Here is a 25,627-nt window from a genome sequence, read left to right as displayed (position 1 = left end):
AATTAATGCTCAATCGCACACTTGATGACCGTTACACAATATTAGAACGTATTGGCGGCGGGGGAATGGCTGATGTATACCGCGCTCATGACAAACTGCTTGACCGTTCGGTAGCAGTCAAGGTACTTCGTTCACAGTTTACCGACGACGAAGAGTTCGTCAGCCGGTTCCGGCGCGAGGCTCAAGCAGCCGCCAGGCTTTCTCACCCCAATATCGTCAATATTTATGATGTTGGCCTTGATGATCAAGCCTATTATATCATTATGGAGTATATCTCAGGCGAGACACTTAAGGATAAGATTGAAAGAGAAGCGCCATTGCCTGTCGAAACTGCTGTACGAATATCCATTGAGATAGCAGAAGCACTTGAACATGCCCATCAAAACAATTTGGTGCATTGTGATATTAAGCCGCATAATATTCTCGTTACCCGCTCAGGCCGCATTAAAGTAACTGACTTTGGCATTGCTAGAGCAGTTACTTCCTCAACGATGACTAACTCAGGTACAATTATTGGGTCAGTCCACTATTTTTCTCCCGAACAGGCTAAAGGAACTGCCGTCGGCGCCAAGTCAGATATTTATTCTCTCGGTGTCGTTCTCTACGAAATGCTCACAGGCCATGTGCCGTTTACAGGTGAGTCGCCTATCAGCATTGCCCTTAAACATCTACAGGAAGAACCAAAACCTCCCAGGGAACTAAATCCTGACATTCCGCCACTCATTGAAGCCATTGTTGTGAAAGCCATGGCTAAAGAACCGGTAGCCCGATTTAATGATATCGGCGAAATGATTGCTGATTTTAGACTAACCCAGCATTATCTCAGAGATGATCGCACTCGGCGCTTGTCCCGCAACGACTTTCCCACACAGGTTCTGGCACCGGTAACACCGTCGCCTGATCAAGGGAAACTTAATACGCCACTGCAGTCACATACTACTGCAGCCAAGCCTGACGGAACAAAACTTACCAAATCATCATGGCTATGGGGAATATTACTGTTTCTCTTAATTGGTTCAGCACTTGCCGCCTTTTTAGGATTCGGTAAGTTTTGGAGCCTTAATGAGGTTATCGTACCAGATGTAATCGGCAAACAGGTTGATACAGCACGCAATATCCTAATCAATAATAACCTCCGTGTTTCAGTTTCTGATGCCTTCAGCGACAAGGTTCCGGCAGGCTATGTCATTTCGCAGCAGCCAGATCCAGGAACCACTGTTAAAGAGCAGCGAACAGTTACCGTCATTGTAAGCAAAGGCGGTGAGGTAACCGTTGTCCCTGATTTGCGCGGGCTTAACCGGCGCGACGCTGAACTCCAGATCAAAAACGCGGGGCTTAAACTAGGCCGGGTTGACGAACAATTTGCCCAAGATACGCCGCAAGATATGGTTATCAGCCAAAACCCTCGGCCTCCGGCCCAAATAGCCAAAGGAACAGCTATTGATATTGTCATAAGCAAAGGCGCCGGTCCGAAAAAATTGTCATTGCCTGATTTTCAGGGATCGCTTTTAAGCACTGTCGCCACTCAGTTGGAAAGCTTAAAACTAAAACAGGGTAAAGTAACTGAAACTCCTAATGACAAATATCCACCAGGAACCATTGTCAGTCAAAATCCACCGCCAGCTACTGAGGTCGCAGAAGGTACAGCCATTGACTTCTCGGTCGCCAAAGGGGTACCCGGAGCTGTCAAACGAGCAGTAGTTCAGGTAACAGTACCTGATGGTCCAGCTCGTCAGCCACTGCAAATCGTTATTACAGATACTAATGGCCGCCGTGTTGTATACGAGGGTACACATAAACCTGGCGAGCGGGTGGAAAAAACAGTAGAAGGCATCGGTCAGGTTCGTGTGCAGGTATATATCAACGAGAAGCTATTGCAGGAACAAACAATATAGAGACTGGTTGAAAACGCCCATCTGCGTCGTTGCTCCTGCGAGCACTCACTCAACGTACGCCTTCGTTCGTGTTCTCGTCGCGCTAGCATCTGAACATTTTGAACCAGTCTCCGAAGATTAAAGTAGCGTGTTTTGCAAACACGCCCGAATTGGGAGGACCCATGTGCTGAATGGTATCGTAGTAAAAACCTATAATAGTTACTACTATATACAATCGGGCAATAAGGTTATCACCTGCAATCTGCGCGGCCGGTTTAAGAAAGAACGCTTTTCGCTCCTTGTAGGCGATCAAGTGACCTATACTTTAACCGGCCCAGACAAAGGGGTCATTGAAGAAATATTGCCCCGACGCAGCATGTTAAAACGCCCGATGGTCGCCAATGTCGATCAGGTTGTTTTAACTTTTGCTGCCGTCAACCCTGACATCAATCCTGCCTTGGTGGACAAATTTTTAGTCATTGCCGAGCTTTCCGAGCTTGAGATAATTATATGCATTAACAAAATTGACTTGGCCGACTCAGAACCTGTTGCCAAATTGGTTGAACGCTATGAACACATCGGTTATAAAGTACTCACTGTAGCCGCTAAGTTAGGAATAGGTATTGATGCTCTGCATTCACTTCTTTATAGCAAAATTTCAGTATTTGCCGGTCCTTCAGGCGCTGGAAAGTCAACAATACTTAACGCTGTTCAGCCCGGCCTTGAACTTATGACTGGTGAAGTCAGCCATAAAATTGGCCGCGGCAAGCATACGACCCGATTTGCTGAACTGTTACCGCTGATTGGCGGCGGTTTTGTCGTAGATACTCCTGGGTTTAGTTTTACAGAGTTTAACGATATTGAAGAAGCTCACCTAATGGACTATTTTCCTGAAATAGCCCAAATATCATCACAATGCAAATTCAGCACCTGCCTTCATTACAAAGAGCCGCAGTGTGCTGTTAAGCAAGCTGCAGCCGATGGGAATATCCATGCCGAGCGATATCAGTCCTATCTTGAGATACTGACTGAAATTAAAGAGAGCAAGAAGGGATATTAGAATGACTAAAACGATCAAAGTTGCTCCGTCGATTTTATCTGCCGATTTTTCCAGGTTAGCCGATGAAATTATAAAGATAGAACAGGCAGGCGCCGATTGGGTGCACATTGATGTTATGGACGGCCATTTTGTCCCTAACCTGACGTTTGGACCGCCCGTAGTAGCTGCTATTCGTAAAGTAACCAAACTGCCTTTTGACGTTCATTTAATGGTTACTAATCCGCAAGATCTAATAGAACCATTTATAAAAGCAGGTGCTGATATTATCACCGTTCATGCCGAAACTGCACCACATCTGCATCGGTTGATTCAAACTATTAAAGAGCTAGGAAAACAGGCAGGTGTATCGTTAAACCCATCAACGCCGCTAGCTGTGGTTGAAGAGGTGCTTAGTGAAATTGATATGCTTCTTATCATGAGCGTTAATCCAGGGTTTGGCGGGCAGCAGTTTATACCCAGTGCTGTCGATAAGATTGCCCGCTTAAAATCTATGCTTGATCAACGCAGCCTTACCGTTGATATCGAGGTTGACGGCGGGATTAATGCTGCTACTGCCCGCCAGGTAACGGCAGCTGGTGCCAATATTTTAGTGGCCGGCTCAGCCGTGTATGGTGCACCGGATATCGCAGAGGCAATTAAGGCAATCCGCGGGGCTTGATTATTTTACCGCTTAATGGTAACATATACAGTAGATAATAAATTGTTTACAATTACATAGTTAGCCTTTGGGGCAAGGTGCAAAAGAGAAATCTTTTAATTCCTGACCGGCGGTACAGCCCGCGAGCCGTTATACGGCTGATCTGGTGTAAATTCCAGAGCCGACAGTATAGTCTGGATGGTAAAAGGCGCAAGTTCTGCCGTAACGGCATTTCTCAAATTTGCCTATTTAACTGTTGATAGCCCCAAAGCTTATCAACAGTTTTTTTGTTTTTCCTGTTAGAAAGTATAACTTTCCGCCTGGATAAGGGCAACATTACCCAAAGGGCACAGGCGGCTTTTCCACTGTCGCCAAAGGCTCGGCGCAAGCCATGTTTTCTTTATACCAAATGGATACTGGGGGGACTTCTATGGATGAATATTACATGCGTCAGGCATTGACCATTGCACAGTATGCCTCAGGCCGCACCAGCCCTAATCCGCTGGTAGGTGCCGTAATTGTAAAAGATGGGCGCATCGTCGGCCAAGGCTGGCATCGTAAGGCTGGTACACCCCATGCTGAAATTCACGCATTAGCTCAAGCTGGTGATTTGGCCAAAGACGCAACTGTATATGTAACACTTGAGCCTTGTTCCCATTACGGCCGCACCGGCCCCTGTGCTGATGCCTTAATTCAGGCTAGGATAAAAAAGGTTGTCTCTGCTATGACAGACCCCAATCCAGAGGTAGCAGGTAATGGTCTGGCTAAGCTGAGAGCCGCTGGTATTGAAGTCGTCGAAGGTATCCTAGCATCAGAAGCGGCTAAACTTAACGAAGTATTTATAAAATGGATTGTTACAGGAATGCCTTTCGGTGTTCTCAAAACCGCCATGTCGCTTGACGGAAAAATTGCAGCTTATACTGGGCACTCTAAATGGATAACAAGCTCGGCTGCTAGAGAACATGTTCATAAACTAAGAGACACATATGACGGCATCCTTGTAGGTATCGGTACAGTTCTTGCTGACGACCCTGAATTGACTACCCGTTTACCAGAAAGTGGACAAAACCCTATCAGAATTATTGTAGATAGCATGGCCCGCACACCGCTAACAGCTAAAGTTGTTACTGACAATCAAGCACCAACCATCATTGCTGTTAGCTCTTCAGCTCCTACTGAACGCGTGGCAGCTCTACGGAATAGAGGCGTCGAAGTGCTGGTCCTTGAGCAAACGCCTATTGGAGTCAACCTGCGCCACCTATTTAAATTATTGGGCGAACGCCGAATTACCAGCGTCTTTATTGAAGGTGGTACCGCCATTAATGCTTCGGTACTAGAAGCCAACCTGATTGACAAAGTCCACTGCTTCATTGCTCCCAAAATACTTGGTGGCAAGACAGCACCAAGCCCGGTAGGGGGTACTGGTATACCTGTTGTAGACCAAGCTATATTACTTGAGGAAACAACTGCCGAGCTAATTGGTACTGACATATTAATTACCGGCTATATAACCGGACGGGAGGGGCAAGATGTTCACCGGACTTGTGGAAGAACTAGGGAAAGTTAAACAAATAGCAAGAGGAGCAAAATCTGTCCGTCTCACTGTCGCCGGTGTCAAAGTTTTGACAGATGTTAAACTTGGCGACAGTATCGCCGTAAACGGCACATGCTTGACAGTTGTCGAGTTTAGCCGTGATTGGTTTACTGCCGATGTTATGCCTGAAACCGTTGACCGTACGGCTTTGGCCGGACTCAAACCTGGCGATACTGTCAATCTGGAACGCACGCTCCGGGTAGGTGACCGGCTAGGCGGTCACATCGTTAGCGGTCATATAGACGGGGTTGGGCAGATTCTGGCCAAAGAGCAAAACGACAATGCCGTCATAGTCAGAATAGGCGCCGGTCCTGAAGTCATGCGATACATTATCCAAAAAGGCTCCATTGCCATTGATGGTACAAGCCTCACAGTTGTTGACTTCGGTCCAGACTGGTTTACTGTCTCACTTATTCCGCATACGGCATCCATGACTACCGTAGGCCTTAAAACGACGGGCGAACCGGTAAATTTGGAGACAGACATCATTGGCAAGTATGTAGAAAAACTGCTTGGTTTAAGTCAGATCGCCAAACCGGCCGACAAAATAACACTTAGTTTTCTTGAACAGCACGGATTCACATTATAGATTCCTTTCGGCATCGCCGCATAGGAAAAGCAAACGGAGGAGTTTACATGAAATTCAACACCATTGAGGAAGCTATTGAAGATATAAAGAATGGCAAAATCGTCGTCGTAATTGACGATGAAGATCGCGAAAACGAAGGGGACCTAATTATGGCCGCTGAAAAAGTAACGCCTGAAGCCATCAATTTTATGGCTACCCACGCTCGTGGTCTTATCTGCATGCCCATCATCGGCAGCAGACTAGATGAGCTTGATATTGGTGCCATGGTTCTCGAAAACACCGACAATCATTGTACTGCCTTTACAGTCTCCATTGATGCCAAATCAGTGACGACCGGTATATCAGCCCACGAACGGGCGATAACTGTCCAAACGGTACTTGACTGCCAAACAGTAGCCAGCGACCTCAGGCGCCCGGGCCATATCTTTCCGCTTAGATACTGCGAAGGTGGCGTACTGAGGCGAACTGGCCATACCGAAGCTGCTGTCGATTTGGCCATGCTAGCCGGCCTATATCCGGCAGGCGTAATTTGTGAAGTCATGAATGAAGACGGCACAATGGCCCGTACACCGGAGTTACTCGAATTTGTCCAAAAGCATGATCTAAAATTTATCACAATTGCCGACCTGATAAAATACCGAAAAAAACATGAACGGTTTATCACAAGAGCAGCCGAAACCAAGCTGCCGACCAAGTACGGAGACTTTAGCCTCATCGCCTATGAAAGTCAGTTGGACAATCAATGCCATATAGCTCTCGTGAAAGGCGATGTCGCCAACAAACAAGATGTATTGGTCCGGGTTCATTCCGAATGCCTGACAGGTGATGTATTAGGCTCTCTACGCTGCGATTGTGGCGACCAGTTGGCCCACGCATTAAAACGTATTGAAAAGGAAGGTTGCGGCGTATTACTCTATATGCGCCAGGAAGGCAGAGGCATCGGCTTAGCTAACAAAATTCGAGCCTATGCGCTACAAGACAAAGGTAAAGATACTGTCGAAGCCAACGAGCTCTTAGGCTTTGCCCCAGATCTTAGAGATTACGGTATTGGTGCACAAATACTTGCAGATCTAGGCTTAACTAGCATCAAACTACTTACTAACAATCCCCGCAAACGGGTAGCACTTGAGGGCTATGGCTTGACTATTACCGAACGAGTTCCACTTGAAATAATTGCCAATAAATTTAACAACCGTTATTTATCCGCAAAAAAATCCAAACTTGGACATTTACTTAAACAGTATGAGGAGGCGCAAAACTAATGGAAAATATCAAAACGTATGAAGGAAATTTAGTTGCTGAGGGATTGAAATTTGGTATCGTCATTGCAAGATTTAACGAATTTATTACAAGCAAACTGCTCGGCGGTTCTTTGGATGCACTCAAACGGCACGGCGCAGTTGTAGAAAATATTGAGATTGCCTGGGTTCCAGGTGCTTATGAGATTCCTCTTGTTGCCCAAAAAATGGCTATGAGTAAAAAATATGATGCAGTCATTTGCCTTGGCACAGTCATCAGAGGAAGCACCAGCCATTACGACTATGTCTGCGCTGAAGTATCTAAAGGCGTAGCCCACGTCGGCCTAAACAGCGGTGTCCCAACAGTCTTTGGTGTTCTCACCACAGATACCATCGAACAAGCTATCGAACGGGCTGGTACCAAAGCAGGCAATAAGGGTTTTGACGCTGCCGTATCAGCTATTGAAATGGCTAACTTGCTGAAAGGCCTATAATTACAGGGGAGGTTCATATGAAAGTAGGTATAATCAGCGATACCCATGGTTGCCTGGAAACCTGGCAAACAGTATTTAACCGATATTTCCAGGACGCCGATTTAATCATCCATGCCGGTGATGTTCTTTATCATGGACCGCGTAATGCTATTCCTTCAGAATATAATCCTAAGCAATTGGCCGAATCACTTAATAACTGTCCCGTGCCAATTGTCACTGCCTGCGGCAACTGCGATTCTGAGGTTGACGGTATGGTGCTCAAACTACCCATCCAATCACCCTATACCTATCTACTGCTAAATGGCCTAAAAATAGTCGTAACCCATGGCCATAATTTGACGGAAGAAACCCGGCAAGACCTGGCAAAACGGTTAAAGGCCGATATCTTCATTACTGGCCATACCCATATCGCCGTTATGGAAAAGATCGATGGAATTATCTATCTAAACCCGGGGTCGCCCGGCATGACCAAACGCCCGGACGGTCGCAGTACCATCGCTTGGATAAATGAAAACAAAGTTGAAATACTAGATATAGTAACAGGCCAACCCCTTGTTTCAGAAGCATTGGCCTAGTACCGGAGGTACTTTATGAACGACCATCTAATTCGGGCTACAGCGCCTGGTATCCGCGCCTTTGCCGCTGTTACTACCAACCTGGTGGAAGAAGCACGCCGTCGTCACAATTGTTTTCCTGTAGCTACAGCAGCGCTTGGCCGTACCCTGACAGGCGCGCTGTTAATGGCTGCTAACTTAAAAACAGCTGAGAGCCTGACTGTTCGAATATCAGGCGATGGGCCGCTAGGCGAGATAGTGACAGATGCCTATCCTGACGGCTCGGTTCGCGGCTATGTCAGAAATCCGTTTGTTGACCTGCCCCTAAACAACGGTAAGTGGGATGTCGGACAGGCGGTAGGAAGTGGGCATATCTATGTCACACGCTTTGTCGGCCTCAAACAGCCATTTACTGGCAGCTCCGCACTGGTATCAGGTGAAATTGCTGAAGACATAACCCAATATTTAACAGTGTCTGAACAAACGCCGTCAAGCGTTGCTCTAGGTGTATTAATTGCTCCTGACACGACAACGACAGCAGCAGGAGGTTTCTTTATTCAAGCCCTGCCGGGTGCAGAAGAAAATGCCCTCATTACGCTTGAAAATAATCTGCGCCAGGTGCCTTCAGTTTCGCATATGGTACACAGTGGCAAAGATGCTAAAGGTATCATAGAAACAGTGTTTGCCGGACTACCAATCACGATGTATGATCAGTTGGATCTTATGTTCAATTGCCAATGTTCACGTGAAAGAGTACAGAATATGTTGGTTAGTCTTGGCATTGACGAAATAAAACAAATGGCTGCTGAAGGACAAGCCGAAGTATGTTGTCATTTCTGCAGTGAGAAGTATAATTTTGATGCCAGCGAACTTATTGATATTTCAAAACAGCTTGAAGCAACATAAAGTGCTCAATAAAAAAACCAACGCAAAGCGCTGGTTTTTTTGTCCTGTTAGAAGTAAAACTTTCCGTCTGGATAAGGGCAACATCGGCTTCCGCTTTCGCCAGAGGCTCGGCGCAAGCCGTGTCTCTTTAACATACTAGAAATAAAAAAGGACTTGCTATTATCAAGTCCTTCATTAACTGTTTACCTCAGTTATTAAACTGCGCGTTGGATTTTACCGGAACGAAGACAACGGGTACATACATTAACACGCTTAGTTTCACCTTTAACTAAAGCTTTAACTCTTTGTATGTTAGGTTTCCAGGTGCGCTTAGTTTTAAGGTTGGAATGGCTGACATTGAAGCCGGAACGCTCACCTTTACCACAAATTTCACAAAGATTTGCCATCTATTTCCACCTCCTGTAGGACACTTCCTCATGTACTCAACGAAACTATTTTAGCACAATTTACTTACGATATGCAAGACCCAATCGAATTTTTGCTAAGTTTTTTCATAAATTCGTGTCTCATAGTGTACTTCGGCAGGAATTGTGCGTATTATATTGAAATTAGAAAATAAGTAAAGTAGGGAGGGGCTTATCTATGATTAGTAAAAGCACTCCAATAATTGAGGCGCTTCGCTCACACCCGCGGGCACGTGAAATATTTGCCAAACACGGCATGGGGTGTATTGGCTGTATGGGTTCATTGACTGAGACGATTGAAAACGGCGCCAGCATGCATGACATTGATGTAGAAGCTTTACTGGCAGAGTTAAATGCTCTAAACGAAGAAGTAAACAAATCGTAAGGTGATTGTTGTTGCAAAAATTATGGTCTACTAAAATACAATTTTTGAAAGGTGTCGGCCCGGCCAACGCTGCTAAGCTGGCCAAACTGGGGATTTTTACTGTTGGCCAGCTCTTAGAGCATTATCCCCGCCGCTACGAAGACCGAAGCCAGCTTAAGCCCATTGCCAAATTGACCGATGGCCTATATGAAACATTCCGGGCAGTCGTTGTCAATGTTAGCGAACTTAAGTCCTCCCGCGGACTTAAAATCGTTAAGATTGCCGTACGGGATGAGTCAGGTTTGGCCCAACTTTCATGGTTTAACCAATCTTATATCAAGAATAAATACAAGCCTGGTATGGAGCTTGTTATATCTGGAAAAATTCAGCGCCGCATGGGTGCAATTGAAGTTAATAAGCCGGACATCGAGCTTGCAGCCGAGTTTAGCTCAGGTAGTGGGAGGATTGCACCGGTATACCCGGCAACCGAAGATGTTCCGCAATGGCAGATAAGAATGCTGATGCAGCAAGCGGCTGATACCTTTCAAAATTCAGAGTTTGCTGACCAAAAAGAAACCTTACCTGCCGACATTATATCCTACTACAAGTTAATGAATCGTCGGGAGGCGCTTGTTAGTATCCACTTTCCCGCGAATATGGAAGTCCTGGCAGAAGCTCGGCGGCGCTTAGTATTTGAAGAACTTTATCTCTTACAATGTGGTTTGGTTTATTTAAAACAGAAAAATAAATATACCTGTTCAGGCGTTAAGCATGCTCCTGATGGCGAATTAGTCGCCAAAATACATAAAAATTTGCCATTTGCCTTAACAAATGATCAGAGCCAAACGCTGCGGGATGTCCAGACCGACATGGAAGATACAACGCCAATGCAGCGACTGGTGCAAGGTGACGTCGGCTCAGGAAAAACAGTTATTGCCGCCATAGCTCTCGCTAAAACTGTTGAAAATGGTTATCAGGGAGCCATGATGGCTCCAACTGAGATATTAGCCGAGCAGCATTATCACACATTAGCTAAGCTGCTGGCGCCCCATGGTGTTCGGCTGGCAGTGCTAACTGGCAAAATTACCCGTAGGGTAAGGGACGAAGTTTTATATAACATTAAAGAAGGTATTATAGATGTTGTTATCGGCACCCATGCACTTATTCAAGACGATGTCGAGTTTAAGCACTTAGGTCTGGTAGTTACCGATGAACAGCATCGGTTTGGCGTACGTCAGCGGGCCAGGTTAGAGGCCAAAGGACAGCAACCGGACATGCTGGTAATGACAGCCACACCTATACCCCGCACGATGGCGCTTACAGTGTATGGTGACCTTGATGTATCAGTGATACGCGAGCTCCCGCCTGGCCGCCAGCCAATAGCCACCTATTCGCGCAGTAATGACCGCCGAGACAAGGTCTATAGCTTTGCAGTTGAGCAAATCAAAGCCGGACGGCAAGTGTATGTCGTATGTCCGCTTGTCCAAGAATCAGAAAAAATTGAAGCCCAATCTGCTGTCAAAATTTATGACGAACTTTCAGCCACCTTCTTTGAAAATCTTAAGTGCGGCCTATTACATGGCAAAATGAAATCACAAGAAAAAGACGCTATCATGGCGGCTTTCGCCTGCGGTGAAATTAAGGCGCTAATCGCTACTACAGTGATTGAAGTCGGTGTTAATGTACCTAATGCCACCGTGATGATTATTGAAGGCGCCGACCGTTTCGGCCTGGCACAACTGCATCAGTTGCGCGGCCGCGTAGGTCGGGGTGAACATAAATCATATTGTATACTGTTATCTGACAATACCAACGAGGAAACTGTAGAACGCCTGCAGATTATAACCCAGATTAGCGACGGGTTTGTTCTGGCAGAAAAAGATTTATTGTTGCGGGGTCCTGGCCAGTTTTTTGGCACAAACCAACATGGTATGCCAGATTTAAAAATTGCCGACATCGTTCGGGATACCGGTATTTTACTTGAGGCACGCCGCGCTGCGCAACAGACAATCTGCACGCCAGAGTATCTGGACATGGTATGGCAAACTCTTAAAAGCTGGTTTGGTGAAAAATTCAGCATGGTGTTCTGCAGATAGAGAAATACAAAAAAAAGTGGCGGCTTATTCAGCCGCCAATTATGGGAGAGGAGAAAATTTACATTAATAATATTGGCATTATCGTTACTGTTTATACATGCCCATCCATAAACTTGCTAAAAATTTTTTTTATTTTTTAGAGCCGCTACGCGCACACTAAAGAAAATAACAGCAAGGAGTGGGTAGCGGTATGGAAAAAAGCTATACGGAGAAGCAACTGAGAGGCATTGCCGAAGAATGTCAGGAATTTGAGCATATTATCAATGCTATGGGGTATGGTTATTCACTGCTCAACGTGTCAGCCACCGATTATGTTAGACGTTGTACTGACTGCACGCATTGGCTAGGCGGCTCCTGCAATATATTCCAAAAAGAAGTATCTCAATGGGAATAACTCAAACAGCGCTGTACTCTCAGCGCTGTTTTTGAGAACAGGAAGGATTTACATGAATAAACTTTTTGGCTGGCTGGCCATCCTTGCAATTATTGTTTTAACCTATATGTGGCAGCCGGAATTTTTTCATCATGCCTATGGAATCATTGAAAAAGGCGACATTGCCGCTTTGGCCGAGTATCTAAGGTCGTTTGGCCCAAGCGCTGTACTGATAACTCTTGTTTTATTCGTAGTAATGACTTTTACAATTGTCTTTCCGTTTATGATATTATCTGGCGCAGCGGGAATTGTTTTCGGACTATTTTGGGGTACAATAATTTCTTGGACCGGAGAAATCATCGGTGCTTTGGCTATGTTTATATTTGCCCGTTATTTTTTTCGTACTTCTGTAGAGGGCTGGATTAAAAAGAGTCCATATTTGAAACAAGTGGACGACTATAGTGCCGCTAACGGCTTTAAAGCACTGTTAATCGCCCGGTTGCTGCCATTGGCCCCGTCAGGCATTATTACAGCTGTAGCAGCTATTAGTCGAATTTCGTTTAGGGACTTTTTTTGGGCAACCACTATTGGAAAACTCCCACCGGTAGTTATCAAAGTATTGCTTGGGCATGATATTGTGTTTGCTAGTGAAAACATGAGTCGGTTAATCATCATAATACTTATAGTGGTAGGTGTCTATTTAGCGCTATGGTGGTACAAGAAAAAAAACCGGGATTAACCGGTTTTTTTTCTTGTTCTAATGAGGCTAAAGATTAGGCAATTAATCAGACAATATTGTCAGGACCGACGGCGATAATTTGAGCTACATTAATTCGTACGCGGTTATCGACCACAAACAAAAAGGGGAGATTTGCAGTTGTAACGTCGGCAGCAGCACCGGTGAGTCCATTGGGAATTATCTGCCGCGGAATCTGCGTTAGCTCCAACACAATAAATTCTGGCTCAACTTCAACTTTCACTTCTTTTTCGATCTTGACTTCTACTTCTTTTTCGATCTTAACTTCTACTTCTTTTTCTTTTTTCTGGTCATGGTCGTCTTTCTTGCAGCAACATTCACCCTTACCATCCTTGATAGGACGATCTCCATTACAATCCCATATAAGCTGACCTGTAAATATATACCCATCGTCTGTTAAAACTGATACGGTTCCTATGCTGTTCCAATCGAAATTTCCTTTACGTAATGTCATAATCGTTTAACTCCTTTATATATAATTTTGGCCTTCGCCTGATATATACTATGCATTTTGATAAGTAATTGTTTATGAAAAGTCCCACTAGCAGCAACCTGCTTAGTGAGCAGCTCTTAATATTGATTTTAATACTAAGTAACTTTGACATAACAACGTGCATATCATGTATTAGGTATAAGGTCCATTTTTATAAAAGGAGCGAAACTAATATGAAATTCCCGAAAGGAAAAGGTTTTGACCTTTCTGGCGGCTTAGTCTTAACAATCGTACTTGACGATGGTTTTACATTGACTGGACGGTTTTTGGGGGAAGCAGAACGTAAATACAGTGCAAATAATAATTCTCCATCTGCGCATAATATGGTCGATAATGAGGTAGAATTTATTTTGTTGCAACTAACAGAATCTGTTATTACATCGTGTAAATATAGAGAAGTGTTATTTCCCCAAGGTTCAGTTATTGCTGTTAGTGTTGATCAAATTCTATTTATTGGTCCTGGTATTAACTGTGATAATGATGATGATTATCATAAGAAGGGCCATAAGAAAAAAGATCATAAGAAGGACCATGACTGTGATTGTGATCTTGATGATCATGAGGATGACCATGAGGATAAGAATAATCATGATGGTGACTATGAGGATGACCACGAGGATGACTGTGACTGTGACTGTGATGGTGAGAATGATAGGAATAAAAATAAATAATCGCTTCGCTTTAGAAGATACTAGAAAACCCTGGAAAAATTCCAGGGTTTTTTTACTCAAACACAAGCTGTTGAATACTTATTTTCTATCTTAAAAATGAAAGAGATGAAGAACAGGATGCCAGAGAATGCAACGCATAGGAAGGCCAGTTTGGAAACGGCAAGCGAAAGTATGGGCTAGCCCGTATCTCCGCTTCTTCGATGAACTGCGGAGTACATAGCTGCCATGCAGTTTTGGGTAATGAACCTGGAGTACAAGCTCAGGGTTTATTGGATCCAATTGATGAGAGATTGTATTGCGAAAAAACAAAATAATTCCGTTAATTGATAAAAAATCAGGGTTAGCTAGCAAACCCCAATTATAGTTCACTTTTTTATTGAATCTGCATAGATTGTAGTATAGCCAACAACAAGATCACGAAGGAGGGAAAGTGCATATGGGATTGTTTGACGACATATGCAATAGGCATTGGTGCGAGGAACTAAAGTGCGCCTGCGGAACTAATGTTGTATTGTTCACCGCTGACGGGTTTGCATTTTTCGGTCTACTGGACCGCGTGGATGATGGAATTCTATTTTTGCTTCCAGCGTCATGTGAGGAAGAAGTTACCGTATTAACCCCCGGTGGCGAGGTAAGGGATGAAGCATTGTCGTTTATCGATATTTGTACAATTGTAGCAATATCGAAAAACGTATGCGAAGACCCGTTTTCAGAAGACTGCCATGAGGAGGGAAATGAAGATGAGTGAAGATTTAGTTTCTCGTGACTTCAATTGCTGCCTCATCCATATCTTGAAACGTCTACAAGGCGAAAAAGATGTAAACATAAGAACTGTAGGTGGCTTTCAATTCGAGGCCGAAGGTCGTCTAGCTCGAGTGGAGGATGGGTTGGCCTTAGCTACCGACGTTAAAGTCTTTACACCTGGTAGCGATGAAGCCTTTCGTTTTGGTAATGTTACCATTAATCTCTGTGCGATAACTTCGGTGGGTGAGGATTAGCGGATTAGCGGAGGACCGGAATCCCTAGGGGTTCCGGTCCATATTATTTAAATTGCAGCACCGCAGAAATGGGCGCTGTTTGTGCCACCGCTAAACCTTAGAGACGCTGGTATCATAAATTGCGTTGGAAACGGGATAGCTGCAATAAAAAAATGTTTACTGCCATCGGGAGGGATATTACATTTGATCACGAAGATATTATATAAAGTAAGAACATTCTAATGGAGGTTATATTATGCCAATTGTACAAATCGATATGCTTGAAGGCCGTTCCCTGGAGCAAAAGCGGGAGATGGTCAAAAAAGTAACCGAAGCCATTGTTGAAACAGCCAAATGCCCCCCTGAAGCTGTAACTATCGTGCTACGCGAAGCTCCTACCCAACATATTGCCAAAGCTGGCGTATTAGCATCTGACAAATAATCTCTTATGCCATTTCTTAACGAAATGGCATAACTTTTAAAAGGTGGTGCAAAAGTCATGCTACCTATACAATTTGCGTTTGAACTTGAAACTTCGATAGACATTCAGGTAGCTGGGTTATCTGCTGCTGCCACAACTGGGATAGCGCCGATTATCGCACTGGTTGACAGCTGCCAGAAAGAACTTTTACAGATTTTATCAATTGCCAGCACAATAAACATCGACACTACTCCTTACCCTGACATAAACGAAAACCAGTTAATTGGCTCAGATACCTCCTGGCAGCTAGCTACCCAAAACACAGCCGCTAGTGGCGCCAGCATGCCGGCGCTTATGACACTTTGGGGCATCTACGCAGCAATCGACAAATCCATGCAATTTTATCAACAGGCAGCCGCCAACAGCGCCCATCCTCAGACTCGTTTGTTTTTCAGCTCCCTTAATCATGTAAAGAAAATTTTGCGCAGAAGAGTGGACGGCGTTATCCAAATATACTACAACCACTTTTGGGGGCAACTGGGGTTTGCGCCGTTTATGTTGGGAAAAGGCTAGCCTTCTCGGTAAGCCACACCAAAGCCGCCTGACGGATACGCGAAGATAATGTTGTTAAATTGGCAGGCCAGCCGGCAAGCACCGCACTCAACACACTGCTTATAGTACACCAATATGGGACTGCCTAGCTGGTAGTCCCATTTAAATACGCCAGTAGGACAGATGTTTAGACATTGTTTTTCTTTACATACGTCACATTGCTCCTGCTTGTATACGGCAACATGTTGTCTGTTGTCGTCCGGATTAAAATCTATAAGTGCAATCTTGTCCTGGAGCTGCATTAGCGAATCACCTTCAGCGTTTTCCAGGCATCTGACAATATCTTTAGGACTGGTTGCATGCTGGTCAACTTTTTGAAGACCATGATCCGTTTGGCGCGTTTGGGCATTGTGTATACTCGCGAAACCTGGTACGCAGTTTCGCTGGCCATACGGGAATAGAGGTCAAAAGCATATGGTAAGTCACGCATTAGTTTGGCAACGCCAGCGTTAGCTTTTAGATCCTGCATTATGAAGCTTTCTTTTAATAACTCAGTATATAAAGATAGCTTCCGCGTCGAATAATCTCGGCTGATTTTAGCTGAATGGGCAGCTTTGGCTGCGTAAAACCCTGACCACATGGCCAGGTTTATACCATGTGTTCCATTAACTAGTGACCCGGCATCACCGACAATCATCAGGCCGGGATGTACCAGCTTAGGGATAGCATAATAACCCCCCTCAGGAATTAACGAACCGCCATATTCAATAGTCTGCCCCCCGGCAATCAGTTGTTTGATTTGGGGGTGCTTTTTTATGCGTTCTAGCAGGTCATTAGGATTAAATCCGGCTTGAGCAAAATCGGCTACTGCTATGCCTACATTAAGACTAATACTGTCTCTAAAGGTATGTATGGAAGCAGTGCCGTTAAATCCGGCAGTCGGATAACCAATCAGTCCGATTATTGTTCCCTGACCGGGCAGCAAATTAAAGCGCTCCTCAATTACGCTGGCAGGTAGGGCAATAGTCTCTTTCACATACAGGGACATATTTTCAGGCGTTACCCGAGCCGCCAGCCCCGACCTCTCGGCCAACAGCGAGTTAGCGCCATCAGCCAAAACAATGATGTTGGCCAAAAATTTACTGCTACCAGTGTTTACAGCTACCACGCCGGTAGCCTGTCCATCATTAAACAAGACCTCTTCTACCGTGTAGTTGAAAAGCACGTGAGCACCGGCCTCAGTCGCCTTGTCTGCCAGCCACTGATAAAGGTTGCCCCGCTTAACAGAAAACCGGTTATAGGGCGCAGCAGCAAGCCGAGCGCTTTGAAACCTTGTAGAGAGGACCGAATCCTCAGTCATCCACCAGTATGACTGGTCGGTGATAATTCGCTCACACCGGAATTCTTCCCAAAAGTTTGGAAAGAGCTTATGGGTGTGCTCAGCCATAATGCTAACGCCTCCGCAATTCTTTGCTCCCGCATAAGGGCCACGTTCTAGGACAAGCACGTCCAGGCCATCCCTGGCCATAAAATATGCGGCAGTAAGCCCAGCTGGCCCAGCCCCGATTATAATGGCATCATACTTTTTTGCAACAGCACCGGTATCATGATTATCTACTTTTAAGGTAATTGGTTTACAGGATATTTTGTGCGTTTTTTTGGCTTCATACCAATGTTTTAACATATACTCACCCAACTTTAGTTTACTCCTAATTTTCTAAATTTATATTACACACACGTATACGGCAGCATAACAGAGAGAAAAGTTACTTAATAATCGTTATTGTATGATAATCTATTGTAACCATACTTGCATCATACAAAGCTATGCTGTATCATTACGACATGCCGAATTTCCTATCCAGTAGGAAAACGGGGGAACCATTTCTGGGGTGAATCCGCGTTATGCGGTAGGGATTTCCCTTTGTCCCGAACCCGTCAGCTAACCTCGTAGGCATTTAGAAAGGGGTGTTTTCAATGAAAAACATCAAAAGAATAATTATTGGTACCATTACTATGGCAATTTTAGCTGCCAATATTTGGACGTCGTTGGCTTTTGCAGCGTTAGGCAATCAACCACTCAAACCAGGTATGGATGGTGACGAAGTAAAAGAACTGCAGGGCAAGCTTATTGAATTGGGTTATAGCAATATAACCGTTGATGGTTTGTTTGGTGAAACTACAAAGCAAGCGGTTATAGAATTTCAAAATGCTAAAAATATTGAAGCCGATGGGATTGTAGGTCAGGAAACTTTTCAACTCTTACTAGGCGGACGTACACCAGAGGTATCACGCGGTAACACGCCAGGTCGTTACAAAACTGTTTTGGACATAAGAGCTACTGCGTATGCGCCTGGTCCGCACGACAATGGTCAATGGGGCAGTCTCACTTATATGGGAACCCAAGTACGTCCTGGTGTTATTGCCGTTGACCCGCGGATTATTCCTCTTGGTTCAAGACTATATATTGAATTTGCCGACGGTAATAGCATGTATGGCGTTGCCGAAGATACTGGCGGCGCAATCAAAGGGAACCGGATCGATATTGCGATGAATTCTGTAGATCAAGCCTATGATTTTGGTGTACAGAATGTAAAGGTATATGTTCTCAACTAACTACATTGCCTGGCATTTTGCCAGGCAATATTTATTTTTTTTTTGCAACTACATAAAAAGTGGTAGATTTGGCAAGTTTATTTATGTTATTATAGTGGGAAATACCTATTACGATGATGTTTAGGGAAGGAGTTCTGTGAATGTTTGACAACAAATTTGGCCCCGAAGGCTTAACTTTTGATGACGTTTTGCTTGTACCCGCAAAATCAGAAATTTTGCCTAGAGAAGTTGAAGTATCTACCTATTTAACAAAGAACATCCAGCTTAATATTCCTATCATTAGCTCCGGCATGGACACTGTTACCGAAGCCCGTATGGCAATTGCCATGGCACGTGAGGGCGGGGTGGGGGTAATCCATAAAAATATGCCAATCGCCCGTCAGGCCAACGAAATCGACAAAGTCAAACGTTCTGAACATGGCATTATTGTCGACCCGATATTCTTATCGCCAACTAATACCCTGCAAGATGCTCATGACCTTATGGAGAAATATCGTATCTCAGGTGTGCCGGTTACCAGCAATGGCAAACTCGTTGGTATCCTGACCAACCGCGATTTACGTTTTGAAACTGATTTAAGCCGCATAATTGTTGATTGCATGACTAGAGAACATCTTATCACGGCACCTGTTGGCACATCACTCACAGAAGCCAAAGAAATCTTGCGGGAACATAGGATTGAGAAATTGCCATTACTTGATAATGATGGCAATTTAAAAGGGCTTATTACTATCAAGGATATCGAAAAGGCGCAAAAATATCCTAACTCAGCCAAAGACCCTAAAGGCCGTTTGCTAGTAGCCGCTGCCGTCGGTGTAGGGGCGGATATGATGGATCGCGTCGAAGCCATTGTAGGTGCTAAGGTTGATGTTATCGTCGTTGATACCGCACATGGTCATTCGCGGGGTGTACTTGAGTCTGTAAGAAAAATTAAAGACGCGTTCCCGCATGTTGATCTTGTTGCCGGCAATGTTGCTACCGCCGAAGCAACCCGTGATTTAATTGCAGCAGGTGCTGATGCTGTTAAAGTCGGCATTGGACCTGGTTCAATTTGTACTACCCGGGTTATTGCTGGTATTGGTGTACCGCAAATTACCGCCATTTATAACTGTGCCAAAGCCGCACGTGAGTACAATGTACCCATTATTGCTGATGGCGGCATCAAATACTCAGGTGATGTGGCCAAAGCTATTGCCGCTGGTGCTCAGATTGTAATGGTCGGCAACCTCCTTGCCGGTACTGAAGAGAGCCCAGGAGAAACCATTATTTATCAAGGACGCAGCTACAAAGTTTACCGGGGGATGGGGTCACTGGGCGCAATGGCCGAAGGCAGCAAAGACCGTTACTTCCAGGAAAATATGGACAAGCTGGTGCCTGAAGGAATTGAAGGACGGGTTCCCTATAAAGGATCTGTTGCCGATACGGTATTCCAGCTGATCGGCGGCCTGCGTGCCGGTATGGGCTATTGTGGAGTTCGGAATATAGAAGAACTTATTAACAAAACCCAATTTATCCGTATTACTGGTGCTGGTCTCAAAGAAAGCCATCCGCATGATATCAGCATAACGAAAGAATCGCCTAACTATAGTCTCTAATTTAAAAATGCTTTGGACGCTAGTCCAAAGCATTTTTTGCATCCCGCTTACCAAGGCGAGGGAGTCTCAAGGTTAATCACCCGAAATTCGAATTGGCGGTCTTTATAAAATTTAATGATATCAGGCAGGGCTTTTACTGTCTCGGCATGGCCACAACCATCATGCATAAGCACAGTCGCATGACTCCATAAATTTTTGTTATCCATTTGTGTGGCAATATTGTTCATGATTCGGCTAGCTTTTGCACTCGATGCATCGCCTGAGCTGATATTCCAGCCAACTTCAATATAACCTAGCTTTTTTAAGCTCTCCCAGTATTCTTTGGTAAAACTGCCGGCTGATCCGCCTGGCGCGCGAGAGATGCGCGGCCGCACACCAATTATTTTCTTTACTATTTCATCAGTATGGCGCAATTGGGAAACATAAGTGTTAGCAGATTGATATAGATCACGGTACACATGATTATAAGAGTGGTTGCCAATAGCATGTCCTTCCTGATAAATACGGCGTAAAATCTCCGGATGCTTTTCTGCCTGATTACCCACTACAAAGAAGGTTGCCTTTATACCATGGCTTTTCAGAATGTCAAGTATAACAGGAGTGTTTTCTGGCTCTGGGCCATCATCAAAAGTAAGATAAACTACCTTTTCTCCATAGTAAGGTCTAACTTCTGGATTTTCCAATACTAATCCTTTTGCCTGTCGTTCTTCCACAGTAAATACATCATAGACCGGTTTAGCTGTGATTGGCTGATTGTCGGCATTTTCATTCATATAATAGGCATCAACAGCCATGCCAGGCGAGGTATACTTAACGTCGGTCAAAAGTTCACCTTGGTTTATCGTTTGAGCGGCTACCGGTACAGAAGACTTAAAATCAGAGAAAGCAAGCAACGCCAACGGCGATGATACTAACAAGGTAAGACACATAGCGCTTAAGCTGCACATTGCCTGAAAAAATTTCGATTTTTTTTTCATTTAGACGCTCCTACTTAAAATAGTTTGACCAACTGTGTCTAAATTTCGTATATTCTCCGCCTGACGAACTATTCCTGCATGTAAAACTTCGGTAGCTTGGGGATACTATTTCTAAGAGGAGTGTATGCCTATGCCAAAAAATATCATTTTTATTACCGTTTTGGCTGTTTTATTAACAATGTCAGCCAATATTTGCTATGCATTTCTAGGGTTGCCAGGAACTGACAGCCTGGATAACTTAAATCTAGTCGCTGCGACTCAGGTATTTGACATAAATGGTCAGCTCATATCCAAACTATTTGAGGAAAACCGGATAGTAGTAACAATTAACAATATGTCCCCCTATGTTCAACAGGCAATTATCGCCAATGAGGATACCAGGTTTTACAACCATTTTGGTATTGATCCGCTTGGGATTCTTCGTGCGATAGTAGTCAATATCCGTAAGGGCAGCCTAGTTGAAGGCGGTAGCACCATAACACAGCAGTTGGCTAAAAATATGTTTCTCACACAAGAGCGAACAATAATCCGCAAAGCGAAAGAGGCCTTGCTGGCCATAATTATTGAGAATAAGTTTTCCAAACAAGAAATCATGCAAGCTTATCTAAATCAGATCTATTTCGGTGAAGGAGCATATGGTGTAGAAGCTGCAGCCCAGATGTATTTCGGTAAGCATGCCAAAGAGCTGTCTTTATCTGAAAGTGCCATGCTCGCCGGGTTGCCACGCGGTCCGAATATTTACTCCCCCTATATTGATATGAAGGCAGCGCTGGACCGCCGGGCCATGGTACTTGCTGGCATGGTTAAAGAAGGATATATAAGCGAACAAGAAGCTCAACAGGCTAAGGCTGAGCCGATTACGCTTGCCGGCAAAAAAAAGCGGATAGTACAAGCCTCTTACTTTCTTGACCATGTTGCCAACGAATTAGTCGGCCGCTATGGCGCTAATAGGGTTTACAAGGGTGGACTTAAGGTATACACCACGTTAGATATTAAGCAGCAGCAAGCAGCCGAAGCTGTGTTAGGTCAGCTTCAAGGAGCTGTATTGGCGCTTGATCCCAAAAACGGATATGTTAAAGCTATGGTGGGAGGACGTAATTATGAAGAAAGTCAAATAAATAGGGTATTCGCCGAAGTCCGGCAGCCTGGTTCAGCCTTCAAACCATTTCTATACGCAACTGCTCTTAATCAGGGGCTTACTGCCAACGCCATAATTATTGATGAACCGATTAACATAAATGGGTATTCGCCGGTCAATTATGATAAAAAATACCGTGGACCGGTTACTATGAAAAAAGCTCTACGCTGGTCAGTCAATGTAGCTGCAGTCAAAATCGGACAGCAGGTAGGCATCGACCAAGTATTAACCCTTGCAAAAAGCATGGGAATCACAACGCTGACACCCGAAGATGATAATCTAGCCTCTGCATTGGGCGGCTTAACTCAAGGAACTAATCTGTGGGAGCTCACCACAGCTTACACGGCTTTTGCGAATAGTGGTGTGTTTTCTAAACCTATGGTTATTGTAAAAGTACTTGATGAGAACGATCAAGTACTTGAGGAAGGTAAAGTTATTCAGCATTCAGTACTTAAGCCAGAAACGGCCTATATTTTAACAGATATGCTTAAAGGTGTGCTTCAGGATGGTACTGCTACGCCAGCCAACCTTGGACGTCCTGCCGCCGGTAAGACAGGTACTACCGACAATTACGAAACAGCCTGGTTTATCGGCTACACTCCTGATATACTAGTAGGAATTTATGTTGGTAACGACAACCGAAAGCCAGTTAGCATTTCTGGCACTGAGGTTTCAGCACTATGGGGTAAGATGGTTTCCAAGATAGTGGCCAATACGCCACCAACCGATTTTTCCATTCCCCCTAACGTTATTGCAGGAATCCCCATCTGCGCTAATACAGGCAAATTGGCAGGAAGCGGCTGTAAAGAAACTGAATACAGCGCTTTTATTCAAGGTACTCAACCAGCCGTTGAAAACCGTCCCAAGTCATGGTTAACGCCAGGTGACAGAGAACAGCAGCAACCAGAACAGCCAGAGCGCAAGCAACCGTTCTGGAAATGGCCTTGGTCAAGATTGCCGTCATTTTAAACTTGTGGTACAATGTGCTAGGATAGTAAAACAAAGTGTAAGGAGTTAATATTTCTCAGTGGGTACTAAAGTAACTGTCTTAGACGTTTCTATTGATACTGTAACCATGTCCGAAGCAGTAGCCAAACTCGAACAGTTTATTGCTGAAAAAACACCGCATTTAATTGCTACTGCCAACGCAGAAATGGTTATGCTAGCTCAGGAAGATCAAGAGTTAGCCGCAATTCTCAATCAATGTGATTTGGTGGTACCTGACGGCGCTGGCGTGGTATGGGCGGCACGGCATCAAGGATATACTATGCCGGAACGAGTCGCTGGCTACGACCTATCTCAAAACTTGCTGGCGCAGGCCGCTAATAAGGGCTACAGTGTTTTTATGTTTGGTAGCCAACCAGAGATTGTCGAAAAGGCCAAAAAGATTGCATTAGAGCTCTATCCTGGCCTTCGTATTGTTGGTACAAGAGAAGGTTTTTTTACAGCACAAGATGAACCGTTTATTGTCCAATCAATAAGTGCTGCAAAACCTGATATTTTATTAGCGGCCTTGGGGGTTCCAAAACAGGAAAAGTGGTTAGCCAGAAATTTGTCTAACCTAAACGTTCCCGTTTGTATGGGCGTAGGCGGCACTTTTGATGTAATGGCGGGCGCTGTTAAAAGGGCGCCACTCTGGATGCAACGCATCAGCTTGGAATGGCTATTCCGTTTAATCCTGCAGCCACAGCGAGTAATCAGAATGATGGCCTTACCCCGATTTGCCTTTAAAGTCTTGTTAGGCAAAAAATGTTAGACAAAGTAAACTAAGTATATTATACTGATATACTGAACTTGCTTTTTGGTTCAAGTTTTTATAGGAGGTTTTCACAGGGAGGTGGATAGATGGTAAAAACTCCTGTTGTCAAAGAAGGATACATATATATTGCTGTACTTGGATTAGTCACTATTATCGCCGCCTTGACCCTTGGCACCTATTGGGCTATTATTCCCGGAGTATTAACGGCCTTTGTTACCTTCTTTTTCCGCAATCCCAAACGTGATGTGCCTGAGGACGATAACTTAATAGTATCGCCTGCTGACGGCAGAGTAATGAGCGTTAATGAAGTTTACGACGACCAGTTCCTGAATGAGAAAGGTCTCAAAGTCACAATCTTTTTATCAGTGTTTGATGTTCATGTCAATCGTAGCCCCATTAATGGTGAGATTAAGTTTCAGCAATATACTTGTGGCAGATTTAAACCTGCCTATAAAGAATCGGCTGCTTGTGAGAACGAACGCCATGCTATTGGTTTAGAAAACAGCCAAATGCGAGTGTTAGTTACACAAATCGCTGGGATTCTAGCTCGGCGGATTGTTTCCTGGGTCACCTTGGGCAGTGTGCTCCAACAGGGTGAACGTTATGGTTTGATTAAATTCGGTTCTTGTACCGAGCTTATTGTACCAACATCAGTAGAGATACTGGTAAAAAAGGGGGATAGAGTTCGAGGTGGAAAAACAGTGATAGGGAGGGTAAAGGAAAAGTGAGAAACGCTATTCCTAACATATTAACAGCACTCAATATAGTGCTGGGCATGTTTGCCATTATATATACCTTTCATGGCGAGTTTACCTATGCAGCTCTGTTTATTGTTGCTGCCCTGGTTGCTGATGGCCTTGATGGCCGAGTGGCTCGATATTTTGGCGTTAGTAGTGAATTCGGCAAAGAACTTGATTCATTGTGCGACTTAGTTTCCTTTGGTGTAGCGCCCGCCATTTTAGCGTACGCCTTTATGCTTAAGGATTTTGGCATTACGGGTTGTTTTATTGCTGCCGCTTTTGCAACTTGCGGCGCTTTGCGTTTAGCTAGATTTAATGTCAATACCAGTACTGTCAAAGGTTATTTTATGGGATTGCCAATACCTACAGCCGGCTGTGTTGTAGCAACATTTGTCATGTTAGGGATGAAACCGTCTGGTTGGCTTTTTCCTCTAATGGTAGCAATTTTTGCCTATTTGATGGTTAGCACCATCAAATATCCTGATTTTAAAGGTAAAGGCGGCGAACCTGTTCGCCTAATCCCAGCTGCTATTTCAATCGCGCTAGGAGCATATATTTTATTTTTGACCCTCAATGCCGTGATTTTTGTTCCATTTTTTGTCTATTCATTATTTGGTATCTTAAATACTCTATTCGGCTTGTTTGATCGTCGTTCTGCCTCTTAATTTATTTTGCTAAATTTAATAAGTAGCAGGAAAAATAATCATTTAGCCGAAATTTAAGCATATTATTTATATGAAAAGTTTTC

The 25,627-nt window shown here is 44.4% G+C and carries 29 protein-coding genes and 2 riboswitches; of the genes, 24 read left to right on the top strand and 5 right to left on the bottom strand.

Annotated elements, in window-relative coordinates; all coding sequences use genetic code 11:
- Positions 1-5: 5 nt before the first annotated feature.
- The 9 genes from pknB to hslO all read left to right on the top strand — a co-directional run bounded on the left by pknB (position 6) and on the right by hslO (position 8,946).
- Positions 6-1,895 (top strand): Stk1 family PASTA domain-containing Ser/Thr kinase, encoded by a 1,890-nt coding sequence (pknB, locus tag B9A22_RS06960; protein WP_084575001.1) that lies wholly within the window; start codon positions 6-8, stop codon positions 1,893-1,895.
- A gap of 163 nt (positions 1,896-2,058) precedes the next feature.
- Entirely contained in the window at positions 2,059-2,934 is an 876-nt protein-coding gene (gene rsgA, locus B9A22_RS06955) for a ribosome small subunit-dependent GTPase A (protein WP_084575000.1), read from the top strand.
- Between the two features lies 1 nt (position 2,935).
- Positions 2,936-3,592, top strand: coding sequence for a ribulose-phosphate 3-epimerase (gene rpe, locus B9A22_RS06950; protein WP_084574999.1), 657 nt, complete (start codon positions 2,936-2,938; stop codon positions 3,590-3,592).
- Positions 3,593-3,651: 59 nt separating this feature from the next.
- A riboswitch (FMN riboswitch) is annotated at positions 3,652-3,785 on the top strand.
- A gap of 216 nt (positions 3,786-4,001) precedes the next feature.
- Positions 4,002-5,138, top strand: coding sequence for a bifunctional diaminohydroxyphosphoribosylaminopyrimidine deaminase/5-amino-6-(5-phosphoribosylamino)uracil reductase RibD (gene ribD, locus B9A22_RS06945; RefSeq protein WP_084574998.1), 1,137 nt, complete (start codon positions 4,002-4,004; stop codon positions 5,136-5,138).
- Positions 5,101-5,754, top strand: a complete 654-nt coding sequence (gene ribE, locus B9A22_RS06940) for a riboflavin synthase (RefSeq protein ID WP_084574997.1) — start codon at positions 5,101-5,103, stop codon at positions 5,752-5,754. Before ribD ends, ribE begins: the two co-directional genes overlap by 38 nt.
- 47 nt (positions 5,755-5,801) lie before the next feature.
- Positions 5,802-7,016, top strand: a complete 1,215-nt coding sequence (locus B9A22_RS06935) for a bifunctional 3,4-dihydroxy-2-butanone-4-phosphate synthase/GTP cyclohydrolase II (RefSeq protein ID WP_084574996.1) — start codon at positions 5,802-5,804, stop codon at positions 7,014-7,016.
- Positions 7,016-7,486 (top strand): 6,7-dimethyl-8-ribityllumazine synthase, encoded by a 471-nt coding sequence (gene ribH, locus B9A22_RS06930; protein ID WP_217805904.1) that lies wholly within the window; start codon positions 7,016-7,018, stop codon positions 7,484-7,486. The genes B9A22_RS06935 and ribH overlap by 1 nt, the downstream gene beginning before the upstream one ends.
- Before the next feature lie 17 nt (positions 7,487-7,503).
- Positions 7,504-8,061 carry a phosphodiesterase gene (yfcE, locus tag B9A22_RS06925; RefSeq protein WP_084574995.1) on the top strand — a complete coding sequence of 186 codons (558 nt, stop codon included), beginning with the start codon at positions 7,504-7,506 and terminating at the stop codon, positions 8,059-8,061.
- Positions 8,062-8,076: 15 nt separating this feature from the next.
- Positions 8,077-8,946, top strand: coding sequence for an Hsp33 family molecular chaperone HslO (gene hslO, locus B9A22_RS06920; protein ID WP_084574994.1), 870 nt, complete (start codon positions 8,077-8,079; stop codon positions 8,944-8,946).
- Between the two features lie 194 nt (positions 8,947-9,140).
- On the opposite strand, the gene rpmB is transcribed toward hslO, so the two are convergent.
- The gene (gene rpmB, locus B9A22_RS06915; protein WP_084574993.1) at positions 9,141-9,332 is read right to left on the bottom strand and encodes a 50S ribosomal protein L28; all 192 of its coding nucleotides are present in this window, start codon (positions 9,330-9,332) and stop codon (positions 9,141-9,143) included.
- A 196-nt stretch (positions 9,333-9,528) separates the two neighbouring features.
- On the opposite strand from rpmB, the gene B9A22_RS06910 reads away from it, so the two are divergent.
- From B9A22_RS06910 to B9A22_RS06895, 4 genes are all read left to right on the top strand, one after another.
- On the top strand, positions 9,529-9,735 hold the full coding sequence (locus tag B9A22_RS06910) for a DUF1858 domain-containing protein (RefSeq protein WP_084574992.1): 207 nt from the start codon (positions 9,529-9,531) through the stop codon (positions 9,733-9,735).
- Between the two features lie 11 nt (positions 9,736-9,746).
- Positions 9,747-11,810 carry an ATP-dependent DNA helicase RecG gene (gene recG, locus B9A22_RS06905; protein ID WP_245823864.1) on the top strand — a complete coding sequence of 688 codons (2,064 nt, stop codon included), beginning with the start codon at positions 9,747-9,749 and terminating at the stop codon, positions 11,808-11,810.
- A 190-nt stretch (positions 11,811-12,000) separates the two neighbouring features.
- The gene (locus B9A22_RS06900; protein WP_084574990.1) at positions 12,001-12,204 is read left to right on the top strand and encodes a hypothetical protein; all 204 of its coding nucleotides are present in this window, start codon (positions 12,001-12,003) and stop codon (positions 12,202-12,204) included.
- Positions 12,205-12,256: 52 nt separating this feature from the next.
- Positions 12,257-12,922, top strand: coding sequence for a TVP38/TMEM64 family protein (locus B9A22_RS06895; protein ID WP_084574989.1), 666 nt, complete (start codon positions 12,257-12,259; stop codon positions 12,920-12,922).
- Between the two features lie 46 nt (positions 12,923-12,968).
- Here the strand turns inward: B9A22_RS06895 and B9A22_RS06890 are convergent, their stop codons facing one another.
- On the bottom strand, positions 12,969-13,394 hold the full coding sequence (locus tag B9A22_RS06890) for a hypothetical protein (RefSeq protein WP_084574988.1): 426 nt from the start codon (positions 13,392-13,394) through the stop codon (positions 12,969-12,971).
- Positions 13,395-13,606: 212 nt separating this feature from the next.
- Between B9A22_RS06890 and B9A22_RS26015 the strand changes: the two genes are divergently transcribed.
- The 5 genes from B9A22_RS26015 (at position 13,607) to B9A22_RS06865 (ending at position 16,075) form a co-directional block, all read left to right on the top strand.
- On the top strand, positions 13,607-14,104 hold the full coding sequence (locus B9A22_RS26015; protein ID WP_245823862.1) for a hypothetical protein: 498 nt from the start codon (positions 13,607-13,609) through the stop codon (positions 14,102-14,104).
- Positions 14,105-14,540: 436 nt separating this feature from the next.
- Positions 14,541-14,852: a hypothetical protein gene (locus tag B9A22_RS06880; protein WP_084574987.1), complete on the top strand. Its 312-nt coding sequence runs from the start codon at positions 14,541-14,543 to the stop codon at positions 14,850-14,852.
- Positions 14,845-15,102, top strand: a complete 258-nt coding sequence (locus B9A22_RS06875) for a hypothetical protein (RefSeq protein ID WP_084574986.1) — start codon at positions 14,845-14,847, stop codon at positions 15,100-15,102. The genes B9A22_RS06880 and B9A22_RS06875 overlap by 8 nt, the downstream gene beginning before the upstream one ends.
- A 235-nt stretch (positions 15,103-15,337) precedes the next feature.
- Positions 15,338-15,523, top strand: a complete 186-nt coding sequence (locus B9A22_RS06870; protein WP_084574985.1) for a 2-hydroxymuconate tautomerase — start codon at positions 15,338-15,340, stop codon at positions 15,521-15,523.
- A gap of 57 nt (positions 15,524-15,580) precedes the next feature.
- Positions 15,581-16,075, top strand: coding sequence for a hypothetical protein (locus B9A22_RS06865; protein ID WP_084574984.1), 495 nt, complete (start codon positions 15,581-15,583; stop codon positions 16,073-16,075).
- Here B9A22_RS06865 and B9A22_RS06860 read toward each other — a convergent pair.
- Positions 16,072-16,356, bottom strand: a complete 285-nt coding sequence (locus tag B9A22_RS06860; protein WP_084574983.1) for a ferredoxin family protein — start codon at positions 16,354-16,356, stop codon at positions 16,072-16,074. The genes B9A22_RS06865 and B9A22_RS06860 overlap by 4 nt on opposite strands.
- Complete coding sequence (locus tag B9A22_RS06855; RefSeq protein ID WP_084575211.1) at positions 16,356-17,738, bottom strand: FAD-dependent oxidoreductase; 1,383 nt, start codon at positions 17,736-17,738, stop codon at positions 16,356-16,358. Before B9A22_RS06855 ends, B9A22_RS06860 begins: the two co-directional genes overlap by 1 nt.
- A 152-nt stretch (positions 17,739-17,890) precedes the next feature.
- Positions 17,891-18,027: riboswitch (cyclic di-AMP (ydaO/yuaA leader) on the top strand.
- A 4-nt stretch (positions 18,028-18,031) separates the two neighbouring features.
- On the opposite strand from B9A22_RS06855, the gene B9A22_RS26275 reads away from it, so the two are divergent.
- Entirely contained in the window at positions 18,032-18,670 is a 639-nt protein-coding gene (locus B9A22_RS26275) for a 3D domain-containing protein (protein ID WP_176215423.1), read from the top strand.
- 140 nt (positions 18,671-18,810) lie between these two features.
- Positions 18,811-20,265: an IMP dehydrogenase gene (guaB, locus tag B9A22_RS06845; RefSeq protein WP_084574982.1), complete on the top strand. Its 1,455-nt coding sequence runs from the start codon at positions 18,811-18,813 to the stop codon at positions 20,263-20,265.
- A 47-nt stretch (positions 20,266-20,312) separates the two neighbouring features.
- On the opposite strand, the gene B9A22_RS06840 is transcribed toward guaB, so the two are convergent.
- Complete coding sequence (locus B9A22_RS06840) at positions 20,313-21,242, bottom strand: polysaccharide deacetylase family protein (protein ID WP_245823860.1); 930 nt, start codon at positions 21,240-21,242, stop codon at positions 20,313-20,315.
- Between the two features lie 130 nt (positions 21,243-21,372).
- Here B9A22_RS06840 and B9A22_RS06835 point away from each other — a divergent pair, with 130 nt between their 5' ends.
- From B9A22_RS06835 to pssA, 4 genes are all read left to right on the top strand, one after another.
- Positions 21,373-23,349 (top strand): transglycosylase domain-containing protein, encoded by a 1,977-nt coding sequence (locus B9A22_RS06835; RefSeq protein ID WP_084574981.1) that lies wholly within the window; start codon positions 21,373-21,375, stop codon positions 23,347-23,349.
- 58 nt (positions 23,350-23,407) lie between these two features.
- Positions 23,408-24,136: a WecB/TagA/CpsF family glycosyltransferase gene (locus B9A22_RS06830; protein ID WP_245823858.1), complete on the top strand. Its 729-nt coding sequence runs from the start codon at positions 23,408-23,410 to the stop codon at positions 24,134-24,136.
- Positions 24,137-24,225: 89 nt separating this feature from the next.
- Positions 24,226-24,867, top strand: a complete 642-nt coding sequence (locus B9A22_RS06825) for a phosphatidylserine decarboxylase family protein (RefSeq protein WP_084574980.1) — start codon at positions 24,226-24,228, stop codon at positions 24,865-24,867.
- Complete coding sequence (gene pssA, locus B9A22_RS06820) at positions 24,864-25,544, top strand: CDP-diacylglycerol--serine O-phosphatidyltransferase (protein ID WP_084574979.1); 681 nt, start codon at positions 24,864-24,866, stop codon at positions 25,542-25,544. The genes B9A22_RS06825 and pssA overlap by 4 nt, the downstream gene beginning before the upstream one ends.
- The last annotated feature ends 83 nt before the right edge of the window (positions 25,545-25,627 follow it).

This window comes from Sporomusa malonica, from assembly GCF_900176355.1.
Classification (GTDB): domain Bacteria; phylum Bacillota; class Negativicutes; order Sporomusales; family Sporomusaceae; genus Sporomusa; species Sporomusa malonica.
The sequence above is the reverse complement of the archived record's forward strand: the minus strand, read 5'-3'. Positions and strand labels throughout refer to the sequence as shown.